This window comes from Bradyrhizobium sp. HKCCYLS1011 (assembly GCF_051167795.1).
Classification (GTDB): domain Bacteria; phylum Pseudomonadota; class Alphaproteobacteria; order Rhizobiales; family Xanthobacteraceae; genus Bradyrhizobium.
In genome coordinates this window covers 129,817-145,669 of the sequence record NZ_JBNPTT010000014.1, presented here as the reverse complement: position 1 = coordinate 145,669, position 15,853 = coordinate 129,817, and the positions used below count along the sequence as shown (strand labels likewise).

Sequence of the window (15,853 nt, the reverse complement as noted above, 5' to 3'; positions counted from 1 at the left end):
CAGCTACTCCGCTGGCTGCAACGCGGGGCGTTGCTTCCTGGGAGCGATCCAGAACGCATCCGGCCGCTCGAACAGGAAATCGGCGTTCAGCCGCAGGGCGAGGCGCCAGATCAGCAGTGCCCCAACGACACCGGCCGCGGTGACCAGCAGCGCCATCGTTCCGATGTCAGGAATGACACCGGTCTTGATCAGCACGCTGCGTGTCGTCGCCATCGGCAGGAAAAAGGCGAGATAGATCTGAAGCGAATGCTCGCCGCAGAAGCGCAAGCCGTTGAGGAGATGGGCCCGCGCCAGCAGGGTGCCGGCGACGATGATGGCGCAGGCGCCGGAAAAACCGAGCGCGAGCGAGATGACCGGACGCTCGCTCACGCCAACCGCAACCAATGTCCAGTTGACCACGGCCCAGCCGATCAGCCCCGCAATGGCGAGCATCGGGCGCGCACGCGCGCGCTCCGACAACGCGAACACCTGGTCGGCGAACAGATAGCCGGAATAGATGTAGACGAAGCGGGCGCAGAACTCGTCGATCACCGTCCAGCCGGTGACGATATGCGCCATCTCGAGACCCGCAGCCACGCCCCAGACCAAATGTGGCGGCAGCCGCCGTGCGAGCTTGATGACCACGAAGAAGATCGGCAGCAGATAGATGAACCACAGCGTGCCGAACGGCTCGATGAAGGACTCCAGATACAGATAGCCGGCGTGCGTCCAACTGGTCGCAGCGGCAAAACCCGGCGCCTTGAAGCCGAACTGGATCGTGACCCAGAGTACGTAGAAATAGGCGAAGTGCACGACCTTGCGGTCGAGATAGGTCCGCCAGGGCCGGTCGATGACGAGCGGCAGGAACAGCCCCGAGATCAGGAAGAAATCCGGCATCCGGAACGGCTTTGCGAATGCGACGACCGCATGCATGAAGCCGGTCTCACCGGCCGCCAGCTCGACTCCCAGGACCGAATGCATCATCACCACCATGACGATGCAGATACCTTTGGCATAGTCGACCCAGTCGACCCGCCCGGTTCCTGGGACTGCCGATGTGCCGTTTGCGGTCATGCTGTCTCCCTTTGGCGCGCAGCTGGTGGGGTGTAGATCAACGCTGTTTCAAACTCCTTATTGTCATCCAAACGTCGTGCCGTATTGTCATTCAAACGTCATGCCGTTTTCTAATTTCCACTCTGCCCGTAAATGCTTTATGAGGCGGGCGCATTAACCATAAGCGGGGTTTTCATGCGAATTGCCATGATTGGCACGGGCTATGTGGGGCTGGTTTCCGGCGCCTGCTTCGCGGATTTCGGCCATCAGGTTACCTGTGTGGACAAGGATGTCGGCAAGATCGACGCCCTGCAGCGGGGCGAAATCCCGATTTTCGAGCCCGGTCTCGATGCGCTGGTGGCCGCCAATGTGAAGGCCAAGCGGCTCGATTTCACCACCGACCTGAAGCAGCCTGTGGCCGAGGCCGACGCCGTGTTCATCGCGGTGGGAACGCCGTCCCGGCGGGGCGACGGCCATGCCGATTTGTCTTACGTCTACGCCGCCGCGCGCGAGATCGCGTCGGCGCTGAAGGGCTTTACCGTCGTGGTGACCAAATCGACCGTGCCGGTCGGCACTGGCGACGAGGTCGAGCGCATCATCCGTGAGACCAATCCGTCGGCCGACGTCGTGGTTGCCTCCAATCCGGAATTCCTGCGCGAGGGCGCGGCGATCCGCGATTTCAAATGGCCCGATCGGATCGTGGTCGGCACCTCCGATGAGCGCGGCCGCAAGGTGCTCGGCGACATCTACCGCCCGTTGTCGCTGAACCAGGCTCCGATGATGTACACCGCGCGTCGCACTGCCGAGCTGATCAAATACGCCGCCAACGCCTTCCTCGCCACCAAGATCACCTTCATCAACGAGGTCGCCGACCTGGCTGAAAAGGTCGGCGCCGACGTGCAGGAGGTCGCGCGCGGCATCGGACTCGACAATCGCATCGGCTCGAAATTCCTGCATGCGGGTCCGGGTTTCGGCGGCTCCTGCTTTCCGAAGGACACCCGGGCGCTGATCAAGATCGCGCAGGACTACGACACGCAGCTGCGCATCGTCGAAGCCGTGATGAACGTCAATGACAACCGCAAGCGCGCGATGGCGCGCAAGGTCGCCAGTGCCGTCGGCGGCAATCTGCGCGGCAAGACGGTCGCCGTGCTCGGCCTGACCTTCAAGCCGGAGACCGACGACATGCGCGACGCGCCGTCGATCCCGCTGGTGACGGGACTCCTCGACATGGGCGCCAAGGTGCGCGCGCATGATCCGATCGGCATCGAGCAGGCCAAGAAGGAGCTCCCTGAGATCGAATATTGTGACGATCCTTACGTCTGCGCCACTGGAGCGGACGCGATGGTGCTGGTCACGGAGTGGGTGCAGTATCGCGCGATGGACCTGGAGCAATTGAAGAAGGTGATGGCGCATCCGGTCGTCGTCGACCTGCGCAACGTCTATCGCCCCGAGGATATGATCGCCCACGGCTTCGTCTATGAGAGCGTCGGCCGGGCGACGGTGAAGGGGGCGTGATCCGGAGCGATTGTCATACCCCGCACAGGCGGGGTATCCAGTACGCCCCGATCTTCGTGATCTGCGAGATCTGAGTTGACTGGATCACCCGCTTCGGCGGGTGATGACGGGTTCTGGTATTGCCCCTTCGCTTCGACACGCCGCTGCCCATCGATGCCGTGCTCGACGAGCTGTCGCGCACGCTCGAACGCAGCACCACCGCCGTCCTTGTCGCGCCGCCCGGCGCCGGCAAGACCACGCGGGTGCCGCTGGCGCTGCTGGATGCGCCCTGGGCCAGGAATAAGAAAATCATCGTACTGGAGCCGCGGCGGATCGCAGCGCGCGCCAGCGCCGAGCGCATGGCCAAGACGCTGGGCGAGCGTGCGGGTGAGACCGTCGGCTACCGCGTCCGCTTCGGTTCGAAAGTGTCGCGTGCGACCCGGATCGAGGTCGTCACCGAAGGTATCTTCTCGCGCCAGATCCTTGACGACCCCGAGCTCAACGGCGTTGCTGCCGTGCTGTTCGACGAATTCCATGAGCGCTCGCTGGACGCGGATCTTGGTCTGGCGCTGGCGCGCGATGCGCAACAGGGATTGCGCGAAGACCTGCGGCTCCTGGTGATGTCGGCCACGCTCGACGGCGCACGCGTTGCAAAGCTGCTCGGCGATGCGGCGGTGGTGGAAAGCGAGGGCCGCGCCTATCCGGTCGAGACCCGCTATCTCGGCCGCAAGGTGGATGTGCCGGTCGAGCGCCAGATGGCGGAAGCGATCGCGACAGCCTTGCGCGCGGACACCGGTTCGGTGCTGGCCTTCCTGCCGGGCGCCTCCGAGATCCGCCGTACGCAGACCATGTTGGCCGAGCGCGTTCACGATGCATCGACCGAGATCGTGCCGCTGTTCGGCGCGCTCGATGCGGCCGTGCAGGACCGCGCGATCTCGCCGGCTCCCAAAGGAAGCCGCAAGGTGGTGCTGGCGACCTCGATCGCCGAAACGTCGCTTACCATCGAAGGCGTGCGCATCGTGGTCGATTCCGGGCTGGCGCGCGTGCCGCGCTACGAGCCGGACATCGGGCTGACGCGCCTGGAGACCGTGCGCGCCTCGCGCGCGGCGGTGGATCAGCGTCGCGGCCGCGCCGGCCGCACTGAGCCCGGCGTGTGCTACCGGTTGTGGGACGAGCCGCAGACCGCCTCGCTTCCGGCCTATACCCAGCCTGAAATCCTCAGCGCCGATTTGTCGTCGCTGGTGCTCGATCTCGCGCAATGGGGCGTGTCCGATCCTGGGACGCTCAGCTTCCTCGATCCGCCGCCTGCGCCAGCGCTGAAGGAGGCACGCGAGCTGCTCAGTGAGCTCGGCGCGCTCGATGCCGACGGCCGCATCACCGAGGAAGGCCAGCGGCTGCGTTCGCTGGCGCTGCCGCCGCGGCTGGCCCGCATGATCGTCGACTCCGCCCGCTATGGCGCGGCCGAGCAGGCTGCCGCGATCGCCGCCATCCTCAGTGAGCGTGGGCTCGGCGGCGACAGCGTCGACCTCGAGGTGCGGCTCGATCAGTTCCGCCGCGACCGCTCGCAACGCGCCCAGAGTGCGCGCGACATGGCGCGGCGCTGGGCCGCGCAGGTGGCTCTGTCCCCGTCCCCGCAACAGGGAGGGGAGCTCTCCACCGGCGTCATGCTCGCTTTCGCCTATCCCGACCGCGTTGCGCGCAATCGCGGCAATGGCAGCTTCGTGCTCGCCAATGGCCGTGGCGCCGCCGTCGAGCAGAGCTCGTCGCTGGCGCGGACGCCTTACATCGCGATCGGTGAGCTCACTGGCACGGCCGCAAGCGGCCGCATCCTGCTCGCCGCGCCACTCGCGGTCGACGACATCGAACGGCATTTCGTCCACGAGATCGAGACCAGGGACGAGATCAGCTTCGATCGCGAAGCGATGGCCTTGCGCGGCCGCCGCAAGCGCAGCCTGCATGCGATCACGCTTGCCGAGGCCCCGCTCGCGATGACCCCTTCGGAGGCGACCGCGCGCGTCCTTGCCGATGGCATCTGCGCCGCCGGCATCGACAGGCTGCCATGGTCGAAAGCGGCCAAGCAGTGGCGCGACCGGGTGATGTTCCTGCGCAGGGCGGAGGGCGACAGCTGGCCCGATTTGTCGGACGAGGGACTTCTGGCGAAGCGCGAGGAATGGCTCGCGCCCATGCTCGCCGACAAGATCGCGCTGAAGGACGTTTCACCCGGTGATCTCTCCGATGCGGTGATGGCGCTGTTGCCATGGGATCTGCGTGCCCGGCTCGACCGCGAGGCGCCGACCCATTTCGAGGCGCCGACCGGCACTATGCTCGCGATCGACTATGAGGCGGAGCAGGGGCCGACCATCGCGGTGCGCCTGCAGGAATTGTTCGGGCTCAATATCCATCCATCGATTGCCAAGGGCGCGGTGCCGCTGGTGCTGGAGCTGCTGTCGCCGGCGCAACGGCCGGTGCAGGTGACGCGCGACCTGCCGGGCTTCTGGAAGGGCAGCTACGCGGCCGTTCGTGCCGATCTGCGCGGCCGCTACCCGCGCCATCCCTGGCCGGACGATCCGGCCAATGCTGTGCCCACCCGGCGGGCCAAGCCGCGCGGAACCTAATCAAATCTCGACGACAGGCCGCGCCGTTAACGCTTCGCTCACCGTTTTCGCCAAAATGGCGGTCGCAGCCCTTCGCCTTCCGTCGCATGCGAACGTCTTTGATGATGAGATCGCGCACGGGGGCCAACAGTTGAGTGTTCGTCGAGTAGCGTGATGCGTAACATCATGATCATCGCGGCCGTCCTGATCGGACTTGGCACCTTCATGGCGCAATTGGCCGACCGCCTGACGCCGGCGCCCGCGTCCGCCACGACGGCCAGAGCCGTCGTGGTCGAGCCCGTCGCGGCAGGCCAGCGCAGCCTCAGCATCCCCTCCGACCAGCGGGGACATTTCCGCACCGAAGGCCGCATCGACGGCCAGCGGATCAATTTCATGGTCGACACCGGCGCCTCGTTGGTGGCGCTCAACGAGAGCTCGGCCGCTCGGTTCGGCCTGCGCCCGGCGCGCGGCGCCTATACCGCGACCGTGACCACGGCCAATGGGACCGTGAAGGCTGCGCGTGCCCGGCTTCCGATACTCGAACTCGGCGAAATCACCGTGCGCGACGTCGATGCGCTGGTCCTGCCCGACGAGGCGCTGTCGGAAAACCTGCTCGGCCTCTCGTTCCTGTCGCGGCTGAGGCGTTTTGCCTATGCCAGCGGCCAGATGGTACTGGAGCAGTAGGGCGCGGATAGGCCGGGCATCAGACGGCATCTCTCCCGGAAATGGTGGTGCCGTGCTAAAGTTGGTCCATGAACAGCTCTGAGGCCATCCAGACCCTGCGCCGATCCGAACCCGTGTTGCGTGCGCGGGGCGTGAAACACGCGGCCTTGTTTGGTTCGGTTGCGCGTGGCGAAGCCACTGAGGACAGCGATATCGACATCATGGTCGAAATCGATCCGGACGCATCTCTGACAGTGTTCGATTATGTCGAGCTCAAGGAGTACATCGCGGCGCTTTTCGAAGGACCTGTCGACGTGGTGAATCGGAGCGCCCTCAAGCCTCACGTTCGCCCGGCGGCCACGGCCGATGCAATCTATGCCTTCTGATCGGATCGGCACGGCGCTTCAGGACATCTTGCATCACATTGATCTGGCAGTCTCGTTTCTCCGGGGGCTCGACCGGGCTGCCTTTGAGCAGGACCTGCGCACAGTTTACGCCGTGACACGCTGCCTCGAAATCATCTCAGAAGCCTCGCGCCGGTTGCCTGAGGACATGAAGGCCAGATATCCAGCGATCGCCTGGAAACAAATGGCGGCGGCAGGAAATGTCTATCGGCAGGATTACGAAGACGTCGCTGCCCGGCTCGTCTGGGAAACGGTACAAAGATCTCTGCCGTCTCTTCGTATCGTGATCGAGGCGGAAGTGGCCCGTTTCTCGTAGCCAAGCCGCGCGTCCCCTGTCGGGCGCTTTACCTCGTCCAAAGAAAATCGGCCGTTTACCTTCCGATTTCTCTCCGAATTCGCTAAGGCTGCACGGAAGTTGACAGTTTTTCGAGGCGTTGCTGCATGTTCCCCAAGCCGAAAGCGCTGCTGGTCCCCAACACCTACGCCTTCGAATCCGAGCCGATGGTGAAGCCGACCGGCTTTCGCGAGTATGACGCGCGCTGGCTGTTCAACAAGGAAATCAACCTGATGGGCGTGCAGGCGCTGGGCATGGGGCTCGGCGCGCTGATCGCGGAACTCGGGGTCAAGCAGGAAATCGTGACCGGGCATGATTTCCGCGGCTATTCCGCTTCGATCAAATATGCGCTGATCTCGGGGCTGATGGCAGCCGGCTGCAAGGTGCATGACATCGGGCTGGCGGTAACGCCGATGGCCTATTTCGCGCAGTTCGACCTTGATGTGCCCTGCGTGGCGATGGTCACCGCCTCGCATAACGACAATGGCTGGACCGGCGTGAAGATGGGCGCCAACCGTCCGCTCACCTTCGGCCCCGACGAGATGAGCCGGCTGAAGCAGATCGTGCTCAACGCCGAATTTACCGGCAAGGCCAGCGGTTCCTATCAATTCCACGAGAATTTCCCGGCGCGCTATATCGCCGACCTCACCAACCGGCCGAAGCTCAAGCGCAAGCTGAAGGTGGTCGCGGCCTGCGGCAATGGCACGGCGGGCGCCTTTGCGCCGCAGGTGTTGGAGGCGATCGGCTGCGAGGTGATCCCGCTCGACACCGAGCTCGACCACACCTTCCCGAAATACAATCCGAACCCCGAAGACATGGAGATGTTGCACGCGATCCGCGACGCGGTGCTTGCGCACAAGGCCGATGTCGGTCTGGGTTTCGACGGTGACGGCGACCGCTGCGGCGTGGTCGACAACACCGGCGAGGAGATCTTTGCCGACAAGGTCGGCGTGATGCTGGCACGCGACATGTCGTCGATCCACAAGGACGCGCAGTTCGTGGTCGACGTGAAATCGACCGGCCTGTTCATGACCGATCCCGTGCTGCAGAAGCAGGGTGCCAAGACCGTCTATTGGAAGACCGGCCATTCCTACATGAAGCGGCGCACCAATGAGCTCGGTGCGCTGGCGGGGTTCGAAAAGTCCGGCCATTTCTTCTTCAACCGGCCGTTCGGGCGCGGTTATGACGACGGCCTGGTCTCGGCGATTGCGATCTGCGAGATGCTTGATCGCGCGCCCGGCAAGTCGATGGCGAATCTGAAGGACGCGCTGCCCAAGACCTGGTCGTCGCCCACCATGTCGCCACACTGCGCCGATGAAGCGAAGTATGGCGTCGTCGATGCGGTCGTGAAGCACTTCGAGACGCTGCAGCGGCAAGGCGGCCGGGTGGCGGGTCAGCCGATCCGCGACCTCGTCACCGTCAATGGCGTGCGGGTGACGGTCGAGGATGGCAGCTGGGGGCTGGTGCGGGCCTCATCGAACAAGCCGGAGCTGGTCGTCGTGGTTGAGAGCCCCGTCTCCGAGCAGCGCATGCGCGACATGTTCGAAGCCATGGATTCCGTGCTGCGCACCCATCCCGAGGTGGGCGCGTATAATCAGAAGATCTGACCGATGAACGTCCATGCCCCGCGAGGGGCATGGACGCCGCTGGTTTGCCGGGGCAGCAGTCAGGCTGCGCTCAACGAGCTCAGGAAGTGCTCGACCTCGGATTTCAGCCGGCTCGATTGTGAGGACAGTCCGTTGGCGGACTCCAGCAGCCGCGATGCGGCGCTGCCAGTCTCGTCGGAGGCGCGGGTCACGCCGCCCATGCTGTGGCTGACTTGGCGGGTGCCTTCGGCCGCCTGCTGCACATTGCCGGAGATCTCGCCGGTGGCGAGCCCCTGCTGCTCGACGGCGGTGGCGATTTCCTTGGAGATCTCGTCGATCTCGGCGATGGTGCCGCCGATCGCCTGTATCGCGCTGACCGCATCGCCCGTGGCGCTCTGGATGCTCTGTACCTGGCTCGAGATTTCCTCGGTCGCCTTGGCGGTCTGGTTGGCCAGCGCCTTCACTTCGCTCGCGACCACCGCAAAGCCCTTGCCGTGCTCGCCGGCCCGCGCCGCCTCGATGGTGGCATTCAGCGCCAGCAGGTTGGTCTGACTGGCAATGGTCTGAATCAAGGTCACCACCTCGCCGATCTTCTGGGTGCCAGCGGCGAGGCTCTCCACCACCGTGTTGGTGCGGCGGGCCTCGTCGGCGGCCTTAGCGGCGATCTGCGCCGAGCGCGTCACCTGCTGGGAGATGTTGTTGATCGATGCCGTCAGCTCTTCCGTCGCGGCGGCTACCGTCTCGACATTGGTCGAGGCCTGCTGCGAAGCGCTGGCCGCGGCCGAGGTCTGTCGCGAGGCTTCGGCGCTGCTCCGGCTCATCGAGGACGACAGGACCTGCATCTCGTTCGCGGCGACCGCGACTGCCTCGACGATGCCGCCGATCTTGCGCTCGAAGCCTTCGGCGAGTTCGCGCCGGGCGATGTCGCCTTGGCGCTTGGCGCGGCTTTCGGTCTCGGAACGTTCGGCGTTGGCGCGAGCTTCGGCCGCGTGGGCCTTTTCGGCTTCGGCAGTCTTGCTGGCGGTGGTCTCGAACAGCTGCGAGAGCTTGAATGTGACTGCGATCAGCACGGCGGCTTCGATCAGCAGGATGACCGCGTGCAGCACGACGCGGCCAAAATCGGCGCCGCCGGGATAGATCGCGGCCGGCAAGACGAAGTTCAGCACCAGATGATGGAGCGCGACCGCGACCGTTCCAGCCAGGATCGGCCGGTAATCGCAATAGGCGACAAGGCACGCCAGGGCGGCGAAGAAGTACATGTGCATGTCGATCTGCCAGGCATGCCCTGACATCTGATAGACCAGGACCGAGACGCCGCCCATCAAGGCCACCGCAACGGTGAGTTGGGTCGACAGGGCGCTGCCGGCACTGCGCCACGACAGGGTTGCAGCCAGCGCCATGGCGGCCATCAGGAGCGTCGGCATCAGCCAGTCGCCGCGCGACAGCCCGATGATGAGTGCAAGCGGAACGTGGACCCAGAGGACGGCGAGTAGGACCTTGCTGGTCGTGTCGCGGAGGGTTGCCAGATCGTTGGTCTCGACGGTCATTCCCAATTCCCCAAACAGATCATCTCGAAAGGCAGGCGGAGACCGCCTGCGGGTCGATGGCCAACCAAGCTCCGGCCTCGCGTAGACGCGCGAGTCCGTCGCTTGCGCCGGGACGCACGACCAGCAGCGACGGAAGGGTGGTCGTACGAACGAGCGCGGCATCGGCGGACGCCGCCGCTAGCATCGCCTGCTGCGTGCTCCACCATGGCGGGAAAGCCACGGCCACGATCTCGCTCCCGGGGCGGACCTGCAACGACAGCGCAGCGACCGCAGCAAAGCTCGCGAGTAGCAGCACCGTGGCGTTCAGCCAGGCGAACCGGGGCGGAGGTAAAGTTGTACCCGACGCCATCGCATCCTAGGATAGATCGACGGAGCTAAAGTCCGGTAAACAACCGTTAGGGATAACTACGGGGGTAGGCAGCCTGCGTCTCGTTGCGGCGATGCGCCGCAACGGCAATGCCGGCGCGACCAGGCGCCTCAGACCGGCGGCACTGGCAGCGCGGTCACCGACTTGATCTTTTCCATGGCAAAGCGCGAGGTGACGTTCTTCAGCGGCACTGCGCTGATCAATTTTTTATAGAAGACGTCGTAGCTCTGCATGTCGGCGACGACCACGCGCAGCATGTAGTCGACGTCGCCGGCCATCCGGTAGAACTCCATCACCTCCGGCATGGAGCTGACGGCTTCAGCAAATCGCTTCAGCCAGGCGTCGGAATGGTCGGGACTTTCGACCGAGACGAACACGGTCAGCCCGAGGCCGATCTTGTTCTGATCGACCAGCGCCACCCGGCGCAGGATCACGCCGTCGGCCTCCAGGCGCTGGATGCGCTTCCAGCAGGGCGTGGACGACAGCCCGACCCGGTCACCGATCTCGGCGACCGACAAGGAGGCATCCTCCTGGAGCACCATCAGAATCTTGCGGTCGATGGCGTCCAGCCGGCGGTTGGCTTCCGGGAGTTGGGCGGCGATATCGGTCATGGGAAGAATTTTGTTCCATACAAGGTCATTAAATCCCTCATATAGAGAAAAACATTCCAAATCAAGGTCAGTCCGCCGGCAGCGGCCGGCGCAGCGCGGCCGCGTGCGAAAAAGGGCAGCAGCCTCAGAAGCTTGCAGGTCTCGGATGGGCGGAATGGTCGCAGGGGGAAACGACACGGCGAAAGAAAAGAAGACGGGCTATTCCGTCCCCTTGAGCCATCGGCCGACCAGATGGTGGGCGATGGCGAAGGGATGTGGCCCGGAGAGCCCGTCCGGATGCTGGCGCGCGAGCATCAGCCGCGCCTCCTCGCGGCTGAACCAGCGCACGTCCTCGAGCTCGGTGCGGTCGACCACGATGTCCTCGTTCAGCGCGCGGGCGCTGCAGCCGATCATCAGGGACGACGGATAGGGCCAGGGCTGGGTCATGTAATAGGTGACATCGGCGCAGCGGATGCCCGATTCTTCGAACACCTCGCGCCGCACCGCGTCCTCGATGGTCTCGGCGGCTTCGACAAAGCCGGCGAGGCAGGAATACATCCCGGGCGGAAAGCGCTGTTGCCGCCCGAGCAGGCATTTGTCGCCATGCGCAACCAGCGAAATGACCACCGGATCGGTGCGCGGGAAATGCTCGGTCTTGCAGTTCGGGCATTCGCGCTTCCAGCCGGCCTCGCGCATACCGGTGCGCGTGCCGCAATTGGCGCAGAAGCCGTGGCGCTGATGCCAGGACACCATCGATTTGGCCATCGCGATCGCGCCGAGTTCGTCCGGCGGGATCGTGCCCTGCATGGCAATGCCGCGGAGCTCGGTCACGGCGACATCGTCGCGGCCGGCAAGCGCCTCGGCCGCAGCGGGCGAGATGCCCATGCCGAACAGCGCGCCGCCATCCCGCAGGCCGAGAAAGATCGTGCCGGGGTTGGCCCCGAACCCGAGCGCCTCGTCGATCGAGAGCAGCGCGCGCATGGCATCGCCCTCGCGCTTCATGAGGAGCGAATCGCGATGCACGACATAGGCGCGGGTCGACGGATTGCGTTCCAGCGCGATCAGCTGGTCGTCATGGAAGCGCAGGTGGGCGGCGCGGTCGACGGCGTTTTGGACAAAGGCCGGCTGCCCGAGCGGAAACAGGTCGAAGGGGGACATTATTCATCCTAGCCAGATCTTGCGCCGGATCGCGCTGATGAAATGCTGCACCTCTTCAGCGTCATGCGGCAAAGGCGGCGCCACGCCCCAGACCGGGCGCGGCCAGGCCGCATCGCTGGTGCGGCGCGCGATAAGGTGGATGTGCAGCTGCGGCACCATGTTGCCGAGCGCGGCGACATTGAGCTTGTCGCATTTGGTGATGTCTTTGAGGGCGCGCGAGACGCGGGCGATCTCGGTCATCAGCTGCGCCTGCGCCACCTCGTCGAGATCGATGATCTCGACCGCGCCCTCGCGTCGCGGCACCAGCAGCATCCAGGGATAGTTCGCGTCCTTGATCACCAGAACCCGGGAGAGCGGCAGGTCGCCGATATCGATGGTGTCCTTCGCAAGCTGCGGGTGCAGCGACCAGGCGGAGTCGGGCATCGGTTCCCCGGTGATTGTCACGAATCAGGCGCGTCGGCCGGACCTGGTCCGGCTGACGGCACCTAAGGCTTTTCCGGCGTCCTGCACAAGTGTCGGAGGAGGAGTGCCGTCCCGCTTGCTTTCCGGTCCGTTTGGCCCCAAATAGGGACCGGGAGATTGGCGGTGGACGAGCCACTCGCCAACCGGGTCAGGTCCGGAAGGAAGCAGCCCTAACGAGGTCCGGATCGGGTCGCTCGTCAGTCTCCTACCTGTTTTCTCGAGCGAATCGTGCATCATGAGCGGAGACCCCGCAAGCCGCGGGCACTCGGCTCCGTTCCGCCGCGGTTCAGTCTTCGCGATCGAGCCGGCTGGAAGACATTCAATCGATGACTGAGGCTGGCGCTTCTCCATCCACGCCCGACAGCGCCGCGCAGGCCGGCTTCGACGCCACAACCTCCGCAGCCAAGCCCTACCGGGTTCTGGCGCGCAAATACCGCCCGTCGAGTTTCGAAGATTTGATCGGCCAGGACGCGGTGGTCCGTACGGTCTCGAACGCCTTCGAGACCGGCCGCATCCCGCAGGCTTGGATTCTGACCGGCGTGCGCGGGGTGGGCAAAACCACCACCGCCCGCATCCTCGCGCGCGCGCTGAATTATGAGATGCCGGATGGATCGGTGAAGGGGCCGACCATCCATATGCCCGTCCTCGGCACCCATTGCCGGGCGATCATGGAAAGCCGGCACATGGACGTGCTGGAGATGGACGCGGCGTCGCACACTGGCGTCGACGATGTCCGGCAGATCAATGACAGCGTGCGCTACGCGCCGGCCAGCGCCCGCTACAAGGTCTACATCATCGACGAAGTCCACATGCTGTCGACGGCGGCGTTCAACGCCTTCCTGAAGACGCTGGAGGAGCCGCCAGAGCACGCCAAATTCGTGTTCGCGACCACCGAGATCCGGAAAGTCCCGGTCACCGTGCTGTCGCGCTGCCAGCGTTTCGATCTGCGCCGGGTCGAGGCCGACGTGCTGATGAAGCATCTGGCCAATATCGCCACCAAGGAAGGCGTGACGATCGAGCCGGAGGCGCTCGGCATCATCGCGCGTGCGGCCGAAGGCTCGGTGCGCGATTCGCTGTCGCTGCTCGACCAGGCGATCGCGCATTCGGCCGGCGAGGTCCGCGCCGAGGAGGTCCGGCAGATGCTGGGCCTGGCCGACCGCACCCGCGTCATCGACCTGTTCCAGCACCTCGCCAGCGGCGATATCGCCGCGGCCTTCAACGAATTCCGCGATCAATATGATGTCGGCGCCGATCCGGTCGTGGTGCTGTCGGATCTCGCCGAATTCGTGAATTTCGTCACCCGCGTCAAGGTGGTGCCGGCGACCGCGGACAATGTCGCTTTCAGTGAGACCGAACGGCTGCGCGCGCGCGATTTCGCGACCAAGCTGTCGATGCGGGTGCTGTCGCGGATGTGGCAGATGTTGTTGAAGGGCATCGCCGAGACGCAAAGCGCCACGAGGCCGGCGGCAGCGGCGGAGATGGTGCTGGTGCGCATCGCTTATGCCGCTGACCTGCCGACGCCGGATGAAGCGATCCGGATGATCGAGCAGAACGGCGGCGCCGCGCCGGTCGCGACGTCGAGTGCAGCGCCACGTGGCGCTCCGACGCCGGCGATGTCGGGCTCCGCCATATCGTCTCCAATGGCTTCCCAGCCAGCGCGTGCCCAAGGTCTCAGCCAAGGCCCGACCCTGGCTGCGGTCGGCAGTCCGATGCGGCCGCAGATGTTGACGCCGGCACCTGCCCCGCAGGACTCAGCGCCGGCGCTTCGGCTGGCCAGTTTCCAGGAACTCGTCGCTCTTGCCGGCAAGAACCGCGATCTGATGACCAAGAGCGCGCTCGAGGCCGATGTCCGCCTGGTCCGGTTCGAGGACGGGCGGCTGGAGATTGCCCTGGAACGCAGCGCCCCGCGCGCGCTTGTCACAGATCTTGGACGCAAGCTGGAAGACTGGACCGGCCGGCGTTGGACGGTCGTTGTCTCCAACGAGCCGGGACAGGCGACCTTGCGCGAGCAGAATCTGCGCGCGAAAAGCGAACGCGAACGGGCGGCGGAGGCCGATCCGCGGGTGCAGGAGGTGCTGGCGCGCTTTCCCGGCGCCAAGGTGGTCGAGGTTCGTAAGCTTGCCCCCGAGCCGCCGGAATCCGAAGCTAGCAGCGCTGTCGAGCCGGTCGACGAGTCTGATAGCGATGATCAAGAGATGTTCTAAGAGGACGTAAGCGATGGCCGACTTTCTGGGCATGATGAAGCAGGCGGCGCAGCTGCAGTCGAAAATGCAGGAAATGCAGGAGGAGCTCGGCAACCTCGAGGTCGAGGGCACCTCCGGCGGCGGCCTAGTCGCGGTGCGCATGACCGCGAAGATGGAAGTGAAGGGCATCAAGATCGATCCGTCGCTCGTGAAGCCCGAGGAGACCGAGATCCTGGAGGATCTCGTGGTCACCGCCTGCAACGACGCGCGCCGCAAGGCGGAGGTCGCGATGCAGGAGAAGATGCAGGCCATCACCGGCAAGCTCGGCCTGCCGCCGGGATTCGGCTTTGGTTAAGTCTGCTGGGCTGAATCGTTGAACTGATGGCCGTCGCCGGTCCCGAGATCGAACGTCTGATCCAGCTGCTTGCGCGCCTGCCCGGGCTTGGGCCGCGCTCGGCGCGTCGTGCCGCGCTGCATCTCATCAAGAAGCGCGAGGCGCTGATGACGCCGCTTGCGGCCGCGCTGCAGGTCGCCATCGAGCGCATCCAGGTCTGCAAGACCTGCGGCAATATCGACACGCAGAATCCCTGCACGGTCTGCACCGATCCGCGCCGCGACGGCGCGATGATCGTGGTGGTCGCCGATGTCGCCGACCTCTGGGCGCTGGAGCGGGCGAACGCGACCGCCGGCCGCTATCATGTGCTCGGCGGTACGCTGTCGCCGCTCGACGGTGTCGGTCCGCAGGATCTGACGATCGATGCGCTGGTGCAGCGCGCGCACGCGCCCGAGGTGAATGAGATCATCCTGGCCTTGAATGCGACGGTGGACGGTCAGACCACCGCGCATTACATCACCGACCTCCTGCAGGAGGCGAACGTCAAGGTGACGCGGCTGGCGCATGGCGTGCCGGTCGGCGGCGAGCTTGACTATCTCGACGAAGGCACGCTGTCGGCCGCGATGCGGCAGCGGACCCTGTTCTAAGCAAACATACGGAAGTTGATCGATGACGAAACGCGGATTCGGCAAACGGCTGGCTTTGGGCGCGATTCTGGCCGGGTTGTCAGCGCCATTGGCGCTGGCGCAGCAGAGCGACGAGCCGCTCAAGGTCGGCAAGCCGATCAATGCCGGCGACGTGCTGTCGGGTGAGCTCAACGTCCTGAAGGTTCGCGGCGCCAAGCCCGGTGAGCCTGCCATGGCCTATCAGATTGCCAGCGAACCGCGTCGCTTGCCGCCGCCGAACGGGCTCTGCAATCTCGAGACCGGGCCGGAGACATTTCAGCTGATCATCGCCAACAATGCGCAGGCCGCGCAATTGAAGGGCCTGCTCGGTAAGCAGATCGCGGTGAAGGTCGGCGAAATCGCCTGCGCGCAGGATGCCGGGCAGGTGAGTGAGGCGGTGATCACGAAATGGAGCTTGGTGAAGCGCTAATTCCTGGTTA

16 protein-coding genes and 1 other RNA gene are annotated in these 15,853 nt (G+C 65.1%); 11 read left to right on the top strand and 6 right to left on the bottom strand.

Annotation, left to right across the window (positions count from 1 at the left end; translation table 11 throughout):
- Positions 1–3 precede the first annotated feature (3 nt).
- Positions 4–1,053: an acyltransferase family protein gene (locus ACQR1W_RS36100; RefSeq protein WP_434855226.1), complete on the bottom strand. Its 1,050-nt coding sequence runs from the start codon at positions 1,051–1,053 to the stop codon at positions 4–6.
- A gap of 174 nt (positions 1,054–1,227) precedes the next feature.
- Between ACQR1W_RS36100 and ACQR1W_RS36095 the strand changes: the two genes are divergently transcribed.
- The 6 genes from ACQR1W_RS36095 to ACQR1W_RS36070 all read left to right on the top strand — a co-directional run bounded on the left by ACQR1W_RS36095 (position 1,228) and on the right by ACQR1W_RS36070 (position 8,128).
- Positions 1,228–2,547, top strand: a complete 1,320-nt coding sequence (locus tag ACQR1W_RS36095) for a UDP-glucose dehydrogenase family protein (RefSeq protein WP_434855225.1) — start codon at positions 1,228–1,230, stop codon at positions 2,545–2,547.
- Between the two features lie 119 nt (positions 2,548–2,666).
- Entirely contained in the window at positions 2,667–5,141 is a 2,475-nt protein-coding gene (gene hrpB, locus ACQR1W_RS36090; protein ID WP_434855224.1) for an ATP-dependent helicase HrpB, read from the top strand.
- A gap of 165 nt (positions 5,142–5,306) precedes the next feature.
- Positions 5,307–5,804: a TIGR02281 family clan AA aspartic protease gene (locus ACQR1W_RS36085; protein WP_434855281.1), complete on the top strand. Its 498-nt coding sequence runs from the start codon at positions 5,307–5,309 to the stop codon at positions 5,802–5,804.
- Between the two features lie 68 nt (positions 5,805–5,872).
- The gene (locus ACQR1W_RS36080) at positions 5,873–6,169 is read left to right on the top strand and encodes a nucleotidyltransferase family protein (RefSeq protein WP_434855223.1); all 297 of its coding nucleotides are present in this window, start codon (positions 5,873–5,875) and stop codon (positions 6,167–6,169) included.
- Positions 6,159–6,503, top strand: a complete 345-nt coding sequence (locus ACQR1W_RS36075; RefSeq protein ID WP_434855222.1) for a HepT-like ribonuclease domain-containing protein — start codon at positions 6,159–6,161, stop codon at positions 6,501–6,503. Before ACQR1W_RS36080 ends, ACQR1W_RS36075 begins: the two co-directional genes overlap by 11 nt.
- Positions 6,504–6,628: 125 nt before the next feature.
- Entirely contained in the window at positions 6,629–8,128 is a 1,500-nt protein-coding gene (locus tag ACQR1W_RS36070; protein WP_434855221.1) for a phosphomannomutase/phosphoglucomutase, read from the top strand.
- 59 nt (positions 8,129–8,187) lie between these two features.
- On the opposite strand, the gene ACQR1W_RS36065 is transcribed toward ACQR1W_RS36070, so the two are convergent.
- The 5 genes from ACQR1W_RS36065 to ACQR1W_RS36045 all read right to left on the bottom strand — a co-directional run bounded on the left by ACQR1W_RS36065 (position 8,188) and on the right by ACQR1W_RS36045 (position 12,192).
- On the bottom strand, positions 8,188–9,654 hold the full coding sequence (locus ACQR1W_RS36065; protein WP_434855220.1) for a methyl-accepting chemotaxis protein: 1,467 nt from the start codon (positions 9,652–9,654) through the stop codon (positions 8,188–8,190).
- Positions 9,655–9,673: 19 nt separating this feature from the next.
- Positions 9,674–10,003, bottom strand: coding sequence for a hypothetical protein (locus tag ACQR1W_RS36060; protein ID WP_434855219.1), 330 nt, complete (start codon positions 10,001–10,003; stop codon positions 9,674–9,676).
- A gap of 128 nt (positions 10,004–10,131) precedes the next feature.
- Positions 10,132–10,632, bottom strand: coding sequence for an Lrp/AsnC family transcriptional regulator (locus ACQR1W_RS36055; protein WP_434855218.1), 501 nt, complete (start codon positions 10,630–10,632; stop codon positions 10,132–10,134).
- A gap of 198 nt (positions 10,633–10,830) precedes the next feature.
- On the bottom strand, positions 10,831–11,769 hold the full coding sequence (gene nudC / locus ACQR1W_RS36050; protein WP_434855217.1) for an NAD(+) diphosphatase: 939 nt from the start codon (positions 11,767–11,769) through the stop codon (positions 10,831–10,833).
- 3 nt (positions 11,770–11,772) lie between these two features.
- Entirely contained in the window at positions 11,773–12,192 is a 420-nt protein-coding gene (locus tag ACQR1W_RS36045; RefSeq protein WP_434855216.1) for an HIT domain-containing protein, read from the bottom strand.
- Positions 12,193–12,343: 151 nt separating this feature from the next.
- Between ACQR1W_RS36045 and ffs the strand changes: the two genes are divergently transcribed.
- The 5 genes from ffs to ACQR1W_RS36020 all read left to right on the top strand — a co-directional run bounded on the left by ffs (position 12,344) and on the right by ACQR1W_RS36020 (position 15,843).
- Positions 12,344–12,440, top strand: an RNA gene (ffs, locus tag ACQR1W_RS36040) — signal recognition particle sRNA small type.
- Positions 12,441–12,557: 117 nt separating this feature from the next.
- A complete protein-coding gene (locus ACQR1W_RS36035) occupies positions 12,558–14,435 on the top strand; it encodes a DNA polymerase III subunit gamma/tau (RefSeq protein ID WP_434855215.1) in 1,878 nt (625 codons plus the stop codon).
- Between the two features lie 13 nt (positions 14,436–14,448).
- Entirely contained in the window at positions 14,449–14,769 is a 321-nt protein-coding gene (locus ACQR1W_RS36030) for a YbaB/EbfC family nucleoid-associated protein (protein WP_008974393.1), read from the top strand.
- A gap of 26 nt (positions 14,770–14,795) precedes the next feature.
- Positions 14,796–15,395, top strand: a complete 600-nt coding sequence (gene recR / locus ACQR1W_RS36025; protein ID WP_008974394.1) for a recombination mediator RecR — start codon at positions 14,796–14,798, stop codon at positions 15,393–15,395.
- A 22-nt stretch (positions 15,396–15,417) separates the two neighbouring features.
- A complete protein-coding gene (locus ACQR1W_RS36020; protein WP_008974395.1) occupies positions 15,418–15,843 on the top strand; it encodes a hypothetical protein in 426 nt (141 codons plus the stop codon).
- The last annotated feature ends 10 nt before the right edge of the window (positions 15,844–15,853 follow it).